The organism is Hassallia byssoidea VB512170 (assembly GCF_000817785.2).
Lineage (GTDB): Bacteria > Cyanobacteriota > Cyanobacteriia > Cyanobacteriales > Nostocaceae > Hassallia > Hassallia carrinoi.
In genome coordinates, this window is sequence record NZ_JTCM02000003.1 from 102219 (window position 1) to 118608 (window position 16390).

At 41.5% G+C, this 16390-nt stretch carries 13 protein-coding genes; 6 read left to right on the forward strand and 7 right to left on the reverse strand.

The window, feature by feature from the left end:
• Positions 1–56 precede the first annotated feature (56 nt).
• Positions 57–752: a M41 family metallopeptidase gene (locus PI95_RS02600; RefSeq protein WP_039738878.1), complete on the reverse strand. Its 696-nt coding sequence runs from the start codon at positions 750–752 to the stop codon at positions 57–59.
• Positions 753–1120: 368 nt separating this feature from the next.
• On the opposite strand from PI95_RS02600, the gene PI95_RS02605 reads away from it, so the two are divergent.
• Both PI95_RS02605 and PI95_RS02610 read left to right on the forward strand, forming a co-directional pair.
• The gene (locus tag PI95_RS02605) at positions 1121–2962 is read left to right on the forward strand and encodes a bifunctional serine/threonine-protein kinase/formylglycine-generating enzyme family protein (RefSeq protein WP_039738880.1); all 1842 of its coding nucleotides are present in this window, start codon (positions 1121–1123) and stop codon (positions 2960–2962) included.
• 285 nt (positions 2963–3247) lie between these two features.
• On the forward strand, positions 3248–3859 hold the full coding sequence (locus PI95_RS02610; RefSeq protein WP_039738881.1) for a hypothetical protein: 612 nt from the start codon (positions 3248–3250) through the stop codon (positions 3857–3859).
• Between the two features lie 53 nt (positions 3860–3912).
• Here the strand turns inward: PI95_RS02610 and PI95_RS02615 are convergent, their stop codons facing one another.
• Complete coding sequence (locus PI95_RS02615; protein ID WP_039738884.1) at positions 3913–4908, reverse strand: DUF1517 domain-containing protein; 996 nt, start codon at positions 4906–4908, stop codon at positions 3913–3915.
• 942 nt (positions 4909–5850) lie between these two features.
• On the opposite strand from PI95_RS02615, the gene PI95_RS02620 reads away from it, so the two are divergent.
• Positions 5851–7068, forward strand: a complete 1218-nt coding sequence (locus PI95_RS02620) for a glycosyltransferase family 4 protein (RefSeq protein WP_039738886.1) — start codon at positions 5851–5853, stop codon at positions 7066–7068.
• A gap of 210 nt (positions 7069–7278) precedes the next feature.
• Here the strand turns inward: PI95_RS02620 and thiS are convergent, their stop codons facing one another.
• Positions 7279–7491 carry a sulfur carrier protein ThiS gene (gene thiS, locus PI95_RS02630; protein WP_039738888.1) on the reverse strand — a complete coding sequence of 71 codons (213 nt, stop codon included), beginning with the start codon at positions 7489–7491 and terminating at the stop codon, positions 7279–7281.
• A gap of 15 nt (positions 7492–7506) precedes the next feature.
• Positions 7507–8610, reverse strand: coding sequence for a thiamine phosphate synthase (locus tag PI95_RS02635; protein WP_039738890.1), 1104 nt, complete (start codon positions 8608–8610; stop codon positions 7507–7509).
• A 349-nt stretch (positions 8611–8959) separates the two neighbouring features.
• Between PI95_RS02635 and PI95_RS02640 the strand changes: the two genes are divergently transcribed.
• The 3 genes from PI95_RS02640 to PI95_RS02650 all read left to right on the forward strand — a co-directional run bounded on the left by PI95_RS02640 (position 8960) and on the right by PI95_RS02650 (position 11478).
• The gene (locus PI95_RS02640; RefSeq protein WP_163518550.1) at positions 8960–10702 is read left to right on the forward strand and encodes a DUF1565 domain-containing protein; all 1743 of its coding nucleotides are present in this window, start codon (positions 8960–8962) and stop codon (positions 10700–10702) included.
• Positions 10703–10881: 179 nt separating this feature from the next.
• On the forward strand, positions 10882–11106 hold the full coding sequence (locus PI95_RS02645; protein ID WP_039738894.1) for a DUF433 domain-containing protein: 225 nt from the start codon (positions 10882–10884) through the stop codon (positions 11104–11106).
• A 3-nt stretch (positions 11107–11109) separates the two neighbouring features.
• Positions 11110–11478, forward strand: coding sequence for a DUF5615 family PIN-like protein (locus PI95_RS02650; protein WP_039738896.1), 369 nt, complete (start codon positions 11110–11112; stop codon positions 11476–11478).
• A gap of 100 nt (positions 11479–11578) precedes the next feature.
• On the opposite strand, the gene PI95_RS02655 is transcribed toward PI95_RS02650, so the two are convergent.
• From PI95_RS02655 to PI95_RS02665, 3 genes are all read right to left on the reverse strand, one after another.
• Positions 11579–12922, reverse strand: a complete 1344-nt coding sequence (locus PI95_RS02655) for a caspase family protein (protein WP_052324744.1) — start codon at positions 12920–12922, stop codon at positions 11579–11581.
• A gap of 245 nt (positions 12923–13167) precedes the next feature.
• Positions 13168–13908 (reverse strand): hypothetical protein, encoded by a 741-nt coding sequence (locus tag PI95_RS02660; RefSeq protein ID WP_052324816.1) that lies wholly within the window; start codon positions 13906–13908, stop codon positions 13168–13170.
• A 211-nt stretch (positions 13909–14119) separates the two neighbouring features.
• Positions 14120–15586, reverse strand: coding sequence for a DUF1565 domain-containing protein (locus PI95_RS02665; RefSeq protein WP_039738897.1), 1467 nt, complete (start codon positions 15584–15586; stop codon positions 14120–14122).
• Between the last annotated feature and the right edge of the window lie 804 nt (positions 15587–16390).

Consider the following 16390-nt stretch of genomic DNA (forward strand, 5'->3'; position numbering starts at 1 on the left):
ATGGTCAATAGTCAAGGTATCTTTGGACTATGGACTATGGACTTTTTGACTGTGGACTATGGACTAACTTCTAACTCGGCATTCAGCGCGATCGCTTCTGAACACTCTTTCACCGAAGCGCGTTTTCGCATCGCATCCACCAAAGCTTGATAACTAGACCAATTTTCTTGTAGTAAGTTTTTCGCTTGCAGCAAGCAAAAGCGCTGTTTTTGATCGTAAGCTGATGCAGAAAAACCCAAAGAAGTCAATACACCTGCCAGCTTACTTTTATCATCAGATCCACCCTCAGCATTATCAAACACTAAAGCTTCAGCCGCAATACCCGCCATCCAAACAGTACAATAGCGATCCAACATTTGGGCGGTGATTTTACCTTGTTCGAGTTGCGAAGCTAATTCAGCATCATCAAAAGCAACACCACCTTGTCCTGGTTGTCCTTGCTTCAAAGCTTCCCAAGCTGTCAGAGTATAGCCGCTGATGGGAATACCCAGCAAGTAAGCAGTCAAAAAGTGACCGGCTTCGTGGTGGACAATGCGATCGCGATGTTCCGGTGAAAAACCCGCAATCCAATCTAAAAGCAGAGAACCTCCCTTACCTTGCAAACTGAAAGAATCCAAAGTAGCGATTCCCAAAACAGCGAAAGTAGCGATCGCAGGTACAGCTGGTGACAAATTGACCAAAGGTCCCAGCAGCACCGATAAAGTCATCAAAAAGATAGATATTGCAACTAAATTTAAAGAAGTTTGGCTCATTGTCCTTCTATTTATGAGTAAGCGCGTAATCTTTCTTAATTATGATGCGATCGTTAAACTTTGACTAAGGCAGTTGACAAAACCAACAACCTTAGATTAATATTCTCTATATAATGGAAAATCGTGCGCCCATATATATTCATATTTAGAAACCGCCAAGCACAAATAAACCAGAATTCAGACTTTTGTACAGACGCGATTAATCGCGTCTCTACTGCGCTCCTCCGCTCCTCCGCTCCTCCCCACTCCCCACTCCCCACTCCCCACTCCTAAATTCTTTATTTAGTTGCCTACATATCTCTTAATATCTCTTTTTAATTCGATAATATTGGGGCTTACTTTGGACAAGATGTGTTCTCCAGCTTGTTATGCAAATCTGCCAAAATCCCAATTGTTCAAATCCCTTCAATCCTGATGGCAATAGATATTGCATAAGTTGCGGACAAAGCAACTTTGACAAACTTCTCAGAAACCGCTACCGTGTATTGAGACTATTAGGTGAAGGTGGATTTAGTAGAACTTACGAAGCAGCAGACGCAGACAGATTAAATGCACCTTGCGTCATCAAACAATTTGTCCCACAAGTTCAGGGAACAGGACAACGTATTAAAGCCGCACAATTCTTTCAAGAAGAAGCTTTTCGCTTGTATGAACTCGGAGAAAATCACATCCAAATTCCCAGATTACTTGCATACTTTCAACAAGGTATTAGCTTGTATCTCGTGCAAGAATTTATTATTGGGAAAACACTTTTAGCAGAAGTTCAGCAACAACTCTTTAACGAAGAACAAATTCGCCAAATTTTACTTGATTTATTACCAGTTTTGGAATTTGTTCACTCGCGTAACGTCATTCATCGCGACATTAAACCAGAAAACATCATCCGTCGTGAAAGTGATGGAAGACTCGTATTAATTGACTTTGGTGGTGCGAAACAAGTAACACAAACCAGTTTAGTTAGACAAGCTACAGTAATTTATACAATAGGTTATGCACCAAACGAGCAAATGGCTGGATTTGCTTGTCACGCAAGCGATTTGTACTCATTAGGCGTCACATGCGTGCGACTTTTAACGCAATCATTACCGCTTCTAGACGATTATGGACAGATTCAAGATAATCTTTATGATGCCATGAATGGGCAGTGGATGTGGCGATCGCGTTTGCAAGAAAAAGGCATCTTTATCAGCGAAGAATTTGGGCAAATTCTGGATAAATTGCTGAAACACTTAGCCAGTGAAAGATATCAATCAGCAGCAGAAGTTCTGAAAGATTTGAAGTCACCCCAAATCAACTTGAGAGAAAATACAGCACCAACAATATTAGCTACTTCTCAACCGACATCACCACCACAAACGCAAATCATCTCATCATTGCCCACCTTATCAGAATTTCAATTTGAAGTCGTCACAGTAGATAAAAAAGGTAAAGAAATTAGCCGCAACCGTCAAAGTGCAAACTACTTAGTAGAAGACTTTGGTAAAGTCATCAAATTAGAAATGGTATCAATTCCCGGTGGAACTTTTATGATGGGTTCCCCAGAATTTGAAGGAGATGCAGACGAACATCCACAACATCAAGTCACCGTTGCACCTTTTTTTATGGGAAAATATCCCGTAACTCAAGCACAATGGAGAGCAGTAGCAGCATTACCCAAAGTCAAACAATCTTTGAATCCTCATCCATCCAAATTTAAAGGTATAAATAGACCAGTTGAAAATGTATCTTGGCACGAAGCGGTAGAATTTTGTTTTCGGCTAAGAGAACAAACCGGACGTAACTATCGTTTACCCAGCGAAGCTGAATGGGAGTATGCTTGTAGGGCAGGAACAACTACACCCTACCACTTTGGCAAAACAGTCACCCCAGAATTAGCAAACTGCGGTGGTAGCGATTCCTACGCTTTGGATGCAAAAAGCAAATTCCGCAGAGAAACTACTGATGTCGGTAGTTTTCAACTTGCCAACGCCTTTGGATTGTACGACATGCACGGCTTAGTTTGGGAATGGTGTGCTGACCCCTGGCACAAAAATTATGAAGTAGCACCCACAGATGGCAGCGTTTGGGAACTTGGCGGAGATGAACATCGTCGGGTATTGCGCGGTGGTTCTTGGAGCTTTAGTCCGGAACTTTGCCGCAGTGCCAGTCGCAGCTGGAATGAAGCAGTTGGCGGATTGAGAATATGTGGCTTTCGGGTTGTGTTTTCTTAGTGCCGTTGAATTTGTATTGGGAAAGGTATTGACTGCGATTCAAAAATAGGTTATTATAATCTTGATAAGGAAGAACTATCATAAAATAATTGCGGAAAAACCGTCTATCATGCAATAGGCGGTTTTGTTGTGTAAAATCATGTCCTTTAATCACATATATATGTAGAGACGTTCCGCCGGAACGTCTCTACGACACCTGTTAATAAAGATGGACATGATATAAAATCCCGAATCGTTTCTTTGTTTAGCGTCGAATAAAACCAAAACTGCAAACAGGAAAATTTCATGAAGCGGTTATTCAGGTTTTTCAAACCAAGCAAAAACCAACCATTGCTGAATCTGGTTATTATTGGGTTTCTTTCGGTTTTGTTTTTAGCAAATTTGATATTTAAAATATTTAGTTTTGTATTTCCTTCGTTCAACGCGATCGCTGTAGCGTTATTCTTGTTGATTCCGTTTTTACTTATAGTTAATGGGTTTTTCTTTCGCAGATGGTGGCTAAAACTGATAAATTTTTGGATATTTTTATTACCAAGTTTGCTTTCTGTGTGGATTTTCAATAACGCTACTATAATCTTTTTGTTAATTGGTATTTATCAGCCAGAGCAAGAAATTAAATTTAAATCTTATAATATTGTCGTTTATAAAAGTCCTGTATGGTTAGATACAGATGCAGAGCGGGGATTTGTCTTGAAACAAGAAAAGATTATCTTTCCCGGAATTAAGTTAGCAAAACCAATTTATGAGAATAAAAATCATTACTTAGATAAGATAGAAAATTATCAATTAATCGGTCGAGATAAAGTAATTTTAGATTTTGTTTATTATGATGTGGGTAAAAAAAGAAAGCGTAAGGAGTCGAAAGAATTTCAAGTAAAAGATTTTCTTTATTTTTAATTTCGTAGTAAGCGCTTCAGCGCTTTATTTAGCGTTGAAGCGCTTATTACGGTTTAAACCAATTTCAAATCGGCGTACTCTGCCAATAAATCATCAGAGGTGAGAGTGTCACCTTCAGCTTGCGGAGTCCAGAGAACTTCAATCGCCAGAAGTTTATCGCTGGGGATACTACCAATTTGGCGCAAAGCTTGACGCAAGTCGTCAACGTTGTTGACTGCTGGAATTTCAAACTTACCTAATGTTGCCGCTAGTAGGGTGACAATGATATATTCTCCAGGACCTTGGGTAATTAGGTCGGTTGGGTTGTCAACATCAGCACCAGGTAAAGCATTCTTAGGAGTGGCTTCTTTTAGCTGGTTGTTAACGTTAGAAAGAGTTTCTTCGGTAAATTTGCTGCGTTCTGCTAGTGCCAAACGGTTAAACTGAGCTTCGGCTGAATTTAAACGCGCTTGCTGTGTACCACCACCTGCATATACCCAGTATTCTGGATGGCGTAGCAAAGCGAGGCTGGCTTCTTGCAAAATTTCCGCTCTACCCTCTGGAGAGTTGGTGTCAGCTGTTTCGGCAATTCGGTTGAGTTCGGGTTGCAAGTCACGAGCTTGTGCTAACATACCTACTTGCAGACGAGTCACAGAAACATTAGAATTGCTGCTGTAACCTGTATCTTCTGCGGTTTCGCCACTGGTAGCGCGACGGAAAGCTTGTACCGTGAAGTTAGCGATCGCCAAGAAGATTAAGATGGTAAACAAACCACCAAATCCTCCCCCAATACCAAAGAAGGGAAACAAGAAAGGAAACCCAAATCCACCACCAGGATAGTATCCTCCTCCGTAGCCACCTCCGTAGCCACCGCCGTATCCCCCTCCGTATCCACCGGGAGGTGCATAGGTACGGCTAGAAGGCGCTCTGAAGGAACCACCGCCAATTCTACCACCACTGCGGGCGGCTAATGCTTGATCTGCGTGACTCAGTGCCAAAGTAAACACTAAGCTGAGGACAAACAAAGTTTTTAATAGCGGTTTGATGGCTTGTTGTAGTTGTTTACGCATAACACAGTCACTTGAAAACGTTATTACTTATGATTTCTCCTAGTACTGGTAGGAGTAAGTGTATAGATGACACTCCTAACAGAACCGAGCTTTCGTTTTTGATATTTACTAGCTCTGTGTAAGATTCATCTATCGCTATACCTTTAATTTACCGCTGATTATTCTCGGCGTGCCGCACTCGCAGGGGGGATTTCTGGAGTAGATAACCGTACAACTAATTATCCCCACCAGAAGAGTGCGATCGCCTACCAATCAGAAAAACTTATCACCGCACCCAGCTGGGATAACTTTGTCAAACTTCAGTTTAGGATTGCAATTTTTTTTAAGGTTATCAAAATAATCTTCTATGGATGGTTGTAGATATTTTTGGTTATCATCGACTGTATAGGACTAGTGAACACTTTCGCTTTTATGCCGCTTTGTGTATTGCGGTAAAGTCGCGATCGCCTTTTTAACTTTAATTAAACGACACCTACTCCACACACACCACGCTTGGGGCGCATTTAAATGTTCTTCACTATCGCCACGATTCAAAGCATTATCGGCATTTTGGCATCACATTATGGCTGTATTTAGGATAAACTATTTCTAGGAGATAGACTTAGCAATCTCTAGACTCTTATTATGCTCCGGTCGTTTTTTTCTAATTGCTACTTAATAATTATTGTTAATTTTTTGTACCAAATATAAATAAAAATAATTTTGATTCAAAAATAATTAAATTATTTTTGAGGATACTCAGCAAAATAGAGCGCAAACTATGATTTGTGAAATTAATTGTCTGACATCATCTCATTGATTACAAACGAGAAAAAATACTGATTATTAAAGGTTGCCGACTAAAAAATTAGTGATAAAAACTGCACTAATAACATCTACTAAAAGTACATACTTATCTTCAGTCCGCAGAATGAATAATTAAGAAGTTTAGACGAAGTTTTCATGGAACAAATATCACAAATTGATGCAAAAATCCAAGACAAAACAGCCTCTCCTGACATCTTAGTAATATCGCGCACCTTCTTGCCGAACCAGGGTGGAATAGGAGAATATATCTATAATCGCTGTCTGCAAGACCCAGAAAGGGTAATTGTTTTAGCAAGTAGTTGCTCTGGAGACAAAGCATTCGATCGCGATCAACAGTTTCCCGTGTATCGCTGGTCAAATCCGAGATTTTGGCGTAGTGGTTTTGTTGAGAATAATATAAAGCATATTCTCAATCTGGTCTGGTCATTTGTGTTAGCCGTGCAACTTTATTTTCGCTATCGTTACCGCTACATAGAGTGGGGTCACGGCTACAACTTTCTGGCGGTGTTAGTATTAAGCTATTTATTACCTATTCGTTTTTTTATCTACTTACATGGCAATGATATTGTTCATGTTTTACGCAATCCCTTGTGGCGTATTCTATTCGCATTAACACTGATACGATCTGAAGGAATTGTTTGTAAAAGTTCGTTTATAAAAGATTACCTAAAAGCTAATTTCCGATTTAATACTCCTACCCACATTATTAATCCTATCCTCAGACCGGAAAAATTTGCCGTCGCAACCAGCGTTGATAGTCTTGATAATTTACGTGTTCGCGTCCGTGAAGCGTACAATATTCCGGAAACATCTGTAGTTATTCTCTCGGTAGGACAACTTGAGAAGTGTAAAGGGTTCGACAAAGTGATTGAAAACTTAACACTACTGCTGACTCAGGGGATAGATGTTCACTATATACTTTGTGGGCAAGGTGCTTGTGAATTAGAACTGAAATCTTTAGCACGTCGCTTGCGAGTAGATAAACGGGTACACTTTGCCGGATATGTAAGCGATCGCGAATTAGCCGGCTACTATGCAGCTTGTGATTTATTTGCTATGCTGACTTTGTTTGACACTAAATCAGCTAGTATAGAGGGTTTTGATGCAGTTTACTTAGAAGCGGGTTACTTCGGTAAGCCTGTAATTGCTTCTTGTTTAGGCGGTGTCATAGATGCAATTCGCCATGAAGAAAATGGCATCCTAGTTAATCCGAATTCTGGCTGTGAAATTTTTCAAGCTTTCAGTCGCTTGTGTAAAGACCAGCAGCTACGTGAAAAACTAGGTCGCATCGGAAAAGAACTAGCCAAACGCAAAACCCTTCACCGCACGCTTTACGCTTCAAGAGTTAGTTGATAGTTGATAGTCGATAGTCGATAGTTGATAGTTGATAGTTGATAGTTGATAGTCGATAGTTGATAGTTGATAGTTGATAGTTGACTCTTGAAGAGAAAGAAAGGGGTTAATGGTAAAAATTATTACCAATTACCAATTACCAATTACCAATTACCAATTACCAATTACCAATTACCAATTACCAATTACCAATTACCATTGACTCCTGACTCATCCACCCCCGACAATCGTGACTACTTCAAGGCGATCGCCTTGCTGTATTTTTGTGTCAGACCAAAACTGACGGTGTAAAATTTCCCCGTTATACTCCACCGCTATTAAACGGAGATTAAAACCATTATCTTGGAGTATATCGGGTAAAGGTGTTTGGGATGAGCAAGTACGAGTTTCCCCGTTTATAGAAAGCGTAATTTGGTCAGACATAAGCTTGGAATTATTTTACGCATTTGCTTTAACGCGATAAAGTTGAGAGAGGAAATATTGTGTGACTAAAGTAGGTTGTTCGGCTTCCATAAGCGATCGCACTACCGCTACACGTTGGGCACCTGCGTCAATCACCTCGTTGATATTATTTGGGTCGATTCCCCCAATCGCAAACCAAGGTATCGGACAATTTTTCGCCGCATAACTCACATATTCTACGCCAGTTGCTGCTTTACCCACTTTCGTGGGAGTTTCATAAACTGGTCCAACACCAATATAATCTGCTCCATCGGCAATCGCCCCTTGCATTTCTTTTGAATTTGTGGTAGAACGACCTATCAAGCGCTGCGGTCCGAGTAATTGACGAGCAATGGCGATCGGCATATCTTGCTGTCCGAGATGTACCCCATCTGCATCTACTGCCAAAGCCAAATCTACTCGGTCATTCATGATGAAAAGAGCGCCATAGCTGTGACATAGCTGCCGCAACTTCATAGCTTGTTCTAGACGCACAGTATCATCAGCGGTTTTATCGCGGTACTGTAAAAGCGTTAATCCACCTTTAAGGGCAGCTTCAACGGTTGACAATAAATTTTCGCTTTGGGAGGTGACAAGATAAAGACGCGATCGCAACAGCAATTGATGGCGCTGATAACCTAATAAAGTACTTTCCAGGGTATAAACCCGATAGCGCATCTGCTTAAAAGCTTTCCCCATATTCGGATGAGTAAGCTTGCCGTATTCTTCCAGCACCCGCATTGCTTCTTGTACGCGACCGAAGTTAGCTTGCAATAACGATTTGATATTGGCGCGTTGTTCTTCCTGAGGATGACTTAACTCAGTACCAGCATCGCCTAGTGTATCCCGTGCCGCCCGCATTTGAGGCGTATGCCAATTAGCTATCTCTTGTCGTAAATGCTTACATTCAAGAGCTAATTGGGCATTATTTAAGCCAAAGCGACACCATTCTTCGATTATTCGCAAGCCTTCACGAGCGCGATCTAAATTTGCGTCTAAAATGCGGTAAATAACATGCTGTATCTGCTCTGTTTGGCTGTATGGCTCGACCATTACAACAACCCCATTAGTGCTTTCATCGTCACAGCCAGCCTCTTTCATATTTGCAATCTTTTTCGCATCGAAGTTGGTTATTTATTAGGGATTACGGATTGGGAATAGAAAACGCGGTAATAGGTAATGGGCACGCTCGATTGGGGGCAATGGGAAAGGGGAATAAAAAGAAGTTTCAGAATTTCACTTGGACGATGCCCGATGCCCGATGCCCGATGCCCGATGCCCGATGCCCCAGTCCTTCATAACTTTGTATTAAAAGTAGCCAATAGGTCAATATCTGGGTAATATTATCGACATACTAGCCGTTGTCTGAGTATAAAAAATTAATCTTGGTTGTAAGGAGTGCTCTAAATTGATTTCCCCCCTAGTGTTTTCTAACTATCGTAAAGCAGATATGCTGCCATCCAAGGCGATCGCTTTTGATGTCAAACCAGGTTCTTGCTTGAAATTAGCAATACTTTTGGTTGTTCGTTCCTCTACTTTTTGTTTTACCCTTGGCGTAGGTGTGGTAACTACAGCATTGTTGGGTATTGCCGACACCGCCATAGCTCAAAGAGAAGCACCAAATCAGATGCCTATGGGTGAAAAAACAATGTCTCAGGTTAATGTGCTGTTTGTCAACCCAAGTGTCGGAAATGACAAACTAGGCAATGGTGGTGAACGTACCCCCTTAAAAACAATTACCCAAGCGCTGCAACTAGCCAAACCCAATACTGTAATTATGCTCTCTAAAGGTACCTACAGCACCCAAACCGGAGAGATATTTCCTTTAATTCTTAAAAGAGGAGTGTCAATTCAAGGAGAGAGGCACAACCTAGGACGCGATCTGGAAATTCAGGGGGGTGGTGATTACCTCAGTCGCAGCTTTGGCGGACAAAATGCCACAATTGTCGGAGCAAACCAAGCCCGATTAACTGGGGTGACTGTGACGAACCCCAATCGCCGTGGTTACGGCTTGTGGATTGAATCGAGCAACCCTGTAATCGTCGAAAATACTTTTACGGGTAACACACAAGATGGCATTTCTGTCAATGGAAGCAGTGCGCCCATTATCAGCAAAAATTACTTTTATCGCAATGGAGCGAATGGAATCACCATTGATGGTAATTCGAGTCCGCAAGTGCGAGAAAATGTTTTTGAACAAACGGGTTTTGGGATTAATATTGCCAAAAATGCCACGCCAATGATAGTAGGCAATCAAATTAAGGACAACAGAGCGGGAATTGTTGTGCAGGCTAATGCTCGCCCAATTTTACGGAATAATGTAATTGAGGGCAGTAAAGAAGATGGGTTAGTAGCGATCGCACAGGCTTTGCCAGATTTAGGTAATGCATCCGAACCCGGTGGTAATCAGTTTCGCAATAATGCTCGTTATGACATTAACGCGCTTGCCGCAAAACAAGTAATTACAGCGGCTGGAAATAATTTGGTCAGCGATCGCATCGCCGGTAAGATAGATATGCAAGGTGCAAGTGCCATCGCTTCATTACCCAACAATTCAGCACCTCTAACTTCAGTAAATCGAGAAATCACCTTCAATGCACCCGGAGTATCCGAAACTCCTAAATTAAAACCGTCATCACCGAGAAACAATATTCCTTCGACGGGATTGAATCCGCAACTACTGCCACTACAAAGCGCCAATTCTCCGCTTTCCGTGGCTTCTACAAATCAACAGCAACCTATCTCTAAACTTGCCAGCTTCCCTACTCCTAGCAGCTTACCAGGGTATCGGGAATCAGTTAGAGCGCCATCTCCAATCGCTACTAACGCAGTGGCGCCACAGTTGAATTATGTGCGAGTCGATTCCAACACAATTGAGTTTAACGCACCGCAAACGACATCCCCACCATTAGAAGCGATAGCACCTGAAAACTCAACAACAATGTATCGCGGTCAATCGCCTTTGTCTATGGGCGTTAGCCAAACCGGTTTGCGTTATCGGGTAATGGTGGAAATAGCAAACCAAAGCGACCAAGAAAGAGTGCGATTTATTGCACCGGGTGCTTTCGCTACGGTTTGGCAAGGTAGAGGAGTCATGCAAGCAGGAGTTTTTAGCAGTCGCTATAATGCCAACGAAATGCTGAAACTTCTCAACAGAAACGGTTTGAGAGGAATGATTTCGCCGACAAATTAAGTTTGTATTATTGTTTGGGCGATCGCTCCGCCAACAAAAGGGGCGATCGCCATGTTTCTATCGATGATTCTTAATTATGAGATAACAAGGTTGGTTCAGGCGATCGCCCTTTTTCTATATTCTGCTCTCACTAGCGTCTATGTCCTAAAATTGAAAAAACTGATAGCTGTGCGGCAAATATGGACAGGATATCAATTAACTCTCAAATCCACTTCGGTAAGCCTTGCATAGCAGGTACGCGCATCACTGTGCAAAGCATTCTTGAACTGCTCAATGAAGGGCTTTCTTTTAAAGAAATTATTCAAGATTACTATCCCAATCTTCAAGTTGAGGACATCCAAGCTTGTTTACAGTATGCCATTGCACTAGTGGCGGCTGAAGACATTCATTTGGCATCAGCTTAATGCGTGAAACTTCTTCTTGACCAAGATGTGTATGCTGTGACTGCAAAGTTTTTGATAGATGCTGGACACGATGTAGTTCTTGTAGGGATGATTGGTTTAGAGCAAGCTAGTGATGAAGAAATACTCAGATTAGCGCAGTCAGAAAATAGAGTTCTTATCACGCGAGACAGAGACTACGGAAATCTTGTTTTTGTGAAAGCAATGGGAACTGGTGTTATTTATCTTCGAGTTCTACCTAAGACTGTGAAAGCTGTTCACAACGAACTAGCACGAGTTCTACAAATTTATTCTGAAACAGAACTTATAGGAGGGTTTTTGGTTGTGGAACCGGATGGACATCGGTTTAGAAAACTACCTTCAAACGAAAGTTAAATCAGCCTGATTTTAGAGAGGAAACGATCGCTCTTTTTTTCGTGATTCTTAATCAAGTTGAGAAACAGGCGATCGCCTCTTTTTTATATTCTGCGAACCCTCACTTAGTCTGAGGTCGTAGTCTTTCTAGTTCAGCCCGTTGTCTTTCTAGTTCAGCCCGTTGTAGTCTTTCTAGTTCAGCCCTTTGAGCGGGAGTTAAAACAGCTTCCATTTGTTGTCGCAATCGTACGAAGATTTGCTGCAATTGAGTGACCTGTTGTGGAGTAAACTTTATAGCAGCAATAGCTTCATAACTAGACTTACCAGCTGACAGCGCTGCTTTGATTTGTGCGTTTTGCTCTTTTGTCAGCACTTGCTCAATTTGCTTACGGACGTTAGCACGAATTTGCTCAATTTGAGTTTTTTGTTGTTGTGTAAGTGAAATGCTTGGTACAAGTAAAGTAGGGGAAATTGTTGGACTTCCTATCTCAGCAGCTGTTCGGATTCTAGCAATAGTTTCCCTTAAGTTTTCATTTGGACGTGTAATTCCTAAGAAAAAGTTGTCATTTGCTATTGGTACAGGTGAAGTAGGGGAAATTGTCGGTTTTGCTATTGGGGTGGGAGGGGGAGTATTAGTAGCAATAGAAACTGGATTGAAAGAAAATTCGCCAATTAACGAAGAAGACTCCCAAGGTCTTTGCTTCTTATTTGTTTCTTCAAATACACCTTGCCGAACTTTTTTAAATAATTGTTCTATAGTAATATTTGGAATTTTAATATATTTTAATAAATAAGAAGTAAAAGTACCATTTTTACTTTCTCCATCAGATGCAACTCCTCCTGGTGCAGTAGCAAAAGCAATATAAAAACCTGACGCTGTTTGTATAGGAGCTAAACCTCCTGCGGCAGTGCTTCTCTTCCATCTTCTGCTAAATGGATTATTACGACAAGCATCTAAAATAATGATATTGGCATCTGTTTTTGAGTCTTCCATTATATTTTGTACTTTCCCAACTGGAAGAGCTTCATAACCAACATCTTTCTCTGTAATCAGTTTGGCATCTGTCGGAACTAAATAGTTTTCTCCATCGACTTGAAGTCCATGCCCTGCATAGTAAAACATTCCGACACTACCTTGAGCTAATTTAGAATTAAATTTCTCTAATGCAATCTCCATTTGTTTTTTATCAGCATCTAAAACTTTGATTACATCAAAACCAAGCTCTCCCAAAACTTTACTCATATCTTCAGCATCATTTCTCGGATTATTTAATTCCATTCCTGGTAAATAATGACTGTTACCAATAACTAATGCCACACGTTTTTGGCTGGCAACAGCTAGTAATTTTTGAGCAGGAGGGAGAATTTGAGATTGCGCTTGGTTAGTTGGTACAAAGAATATATAAAAGGTTAATGGTGTTAGTATAATAGCGCCGATGGGTAAAAGCGATTTATAAGAAAACATAGAGTAACTGTGTATAAATCGTAAATTAATTTAAATGAGCTAGATAACAAGTATTTTAGTATGCTATCCGCTTGTTTAACTAATGAAACACCAGAATAGGGTCTCTGTCTGTTTCTACATAGACATGATACTTGAGGGCATCAAAAAACTAATCGACGCACTTCGGGGCAACCTTAAGAGGATTAAAGGCTATTCTAGAATTAGTTTTTTAATTGATAAGATATAAAGACTTTCTTTAAATATTTTCAACCCTCCGTTTCTTGTTGGTTGTAACGGTGTAGCGGCTTTTCACTCCTGATTGCTTTGAGTTTTGATGTGAACAACTCAGAGCGATCGCTTTTTTCTGGGGTGAATTGTCCAATTGGTGGATGATTGGCAGCAGGTAAACACAATGTCTGTTGGTTCAAAGAAGATGTTTGGCTTGAAGCATAAGATGCCTGATGCCCAAGCGAATATTTAGACACTCCTGTTGTGGAAGATGGCAAAAGGTTCTTATCTTTTGTACTTCCGAATGTTTGTTCTTGTAATAACTTTTCTTCACCGATCGCTTGTATAGACTTATTGTTGCGTTTATACCCATTATTGACGCTTGCAGCAGTCGCTGAATTGTCAGTTAGAGAATTTGCGGTTGGTGGTAATTTAGGAGTATTTTCTTTAGTCTCAGATATAAACGGTGAAGTTAGGGAAGTTAAGCTTTCCGGAAATTTGCTGCAAATCAAACGTTCAAATTCCATGTTGAAATGAAAAATCGCCTGCCCGCGTCGCTGCCAAAATGTTAAGATTTGCTGAACTGAAAACGCTTTATAACGACCTTGATACAGTGCTTCAATCACTGCTAAGTGTAGCCAATTAACTGGGTACTGACTTTGCCAACGGTTAACTAACTCACTGGCATTGTACCCACTGAGGTCAAAACTATAGTGAATTAATAAAGCGGCTGCCAAGTCGAGCCACTCGTGTGCTGGGGTTTGGGAGTCACCCTTCATATACTCCCCCTCAAAGGGTTGAGCGCTGTGCCGCCCGGTTGAGTGATGTGGTGTGGCAGAGGTGTCCAGGGTTGGTGTGAGCATCTGGCTATCAGCTTCTGGCAAGAGGTATAAAGTTTCAACCCATGCATATAGCCTCGAAGTGCTTTTAGCTACAGGGTAAGTTAACAAGTGCTTTTAAGTTTGTAGGAAGTGTTTTTTATTCTACTTGTCAACTGCTTTCATTTGAAACGATATACGGTGATTTTATCGGAGAATATTTTTTGATAGCGACTAATGCTTGGTAAACCATTGCTGCTACTTCGGCGCGTGTGGCAAAGCGAGAAGGCTCGATTTGCTTGGGGTTTGGGTAATTAACTACGATTTTTTGTTGTGTGGCAGTTGCAACTGCTGTACGGGCATAATCAAGAATGGTATTACGGTCACTGTAGCAGAGTAAGGCATCTTTATCAGCCGGTGGCAGCTTCAGTCCGTTAACTAGAGAGACAATCACTTGTAGTCGCTGGACATTTTGATGCGGACCGAAAGTGCGATCGCTTTTTCCACCAACAAAACCACCCATAGCCGCGATTTGAATCGCATTATAAGCCCAAAAATCCTTGGGTACGTCAATAAAATCCGGTGCTGGGCGTCTGGGTACGGGATTAAATGCTGCCGCTACTAAAGCTGCATAATCGGCGCGAGTCATCGGCTTATCTGGGGCAAAAGTCCCATCACTCAAGCTGTTAATCAAATTCTTGCTTGCCAATGCTTCGACAAAATCCGCTGCCCAATGTCCAGCCAAATCGGAAATAAGAGCGATAAACTCGACTGATCCCTTCACCTGTGCCGGATTCAACTGATTACCTACTAATACTAGTTTTTGTGAGGTGGCATTATTTAAATCAAATTGACCGTTATCGCGAAAAATATTTTCGCCATTGTCTTGTTTATTACCGAAATTTGGATTTGCATTACCGTTGACTAACACTCCACCTTGGGTATTATTGGCAATTAGATTCTGACGCAGCACCGGTTGCGCTTGTCGAGAAAGAGCGATCGCTGTCCGATTTTCTATGAGTTTGTTCTTTACAAGCATTGGGGCAGCAGAATCACTAATCGCGATGCCAATAACATTTTTCTGAAAAATATTCCGCAGCACTTCCCCTTTGCTATTACCAGCCATCACCAAGCCACTGACAGCGTTTTTCACAAACACATTATCTAGAATTGCTGGTTTGGCACTCCCCGTCACAAACAAAGCTTCCCGACCGCATTTGGCAAAAGTATTATTAACCAAAGAGGGTGCCGTCGATTCAATCCAAACACCAGTGCCTTTTGCGCTTAAATTCGCCACAGTCACACCCATGACAGTAGCCTCACCTAGCAATAGCAGCGTGATATTTTGCCATCCAAAGCTTTGGCTTTGATATGCACCACTCCCCTCAATTACAATTCCTCGACCTTTAGTGCCTTCGTTACCCACCACCAGCACCCCATCGGGGATCAATAGCGGAAACACCTCTCCAGTCAGAGAATTGTAGTTTCCCGGAGCCAGTTGAATAATTGTAGATTTTGTGCTTACTTTTAAAGCACGGCTAATGGTTTTAAACGGACTGAACTTGGAGTCACCTGGATTTTTATCATTCCCAGTTGCAGGATTAACGTAAAGTGTTTTAACAACAGTCGAGTTCACCATATAGTTATACCGTTTCGCTTTAAGGTTGATACAAATAGACCGCAGGGGGCAGGGGGCAGAAAGCAGGGGAAAAGAGAATGATTTGTATCATACTTGAGCGTGAAATGGTGTTAGTAGTCAAGGGTCAAAAGTCAACAGTCAACAGTTAAGCTTGAAGTTTCGTGTTCTGAACTCGGAGTTTCATGTTCTGAACTCGAAGTTTCGTGTTCAGAACTCGAAGTTTCGTGTTCGGAACTCGGAGTTTCATGTTCTGAACTCGAAGTTTCATGTTCTGAACTCGAAGTTTCATGTTCGGAACTCGGAGTTTCATGTTCTGAACTCGAAGTTTCGTGTTCTGAACTCGAAGTTTCATGTTCGGAACTCGGAGTTTCATGTTCTGAACTCGAAGTTTCGTGTTCAGAACTCGGAGTTTCATGTTCTGAACTCGAAGTTTCATGTTCAGAACTCGGAGTTTCATGTTCTGAACTCGAAGTTTCACGTTCTGAACTCGAAGTTTCATGTTCGGAACTCGAAGTTTGGTGCTACTCCCTTCCCGCTACAAAATTACCTATCTTCTTTTTCTTCCTCCTTCTCCTTCGGAGACGCTACGCGAACGCGTCCTTCGCGTCTTTGCGGTTCGTTAAATAGGTATTCTTCAAGCGGGAAGGGAGTAATAAAGCTCAAATTCTCCTTTCATCCCCCACTTCCCCACTCCCCACTCCCCACTCCCCCACTCCCCCACCTCCCAATCTCTGTAAATTCGTTGCATTTTGAAAATATTGAATTAATATCTTTTAATGTCCAATTCAGCAATCAGGCGATTTT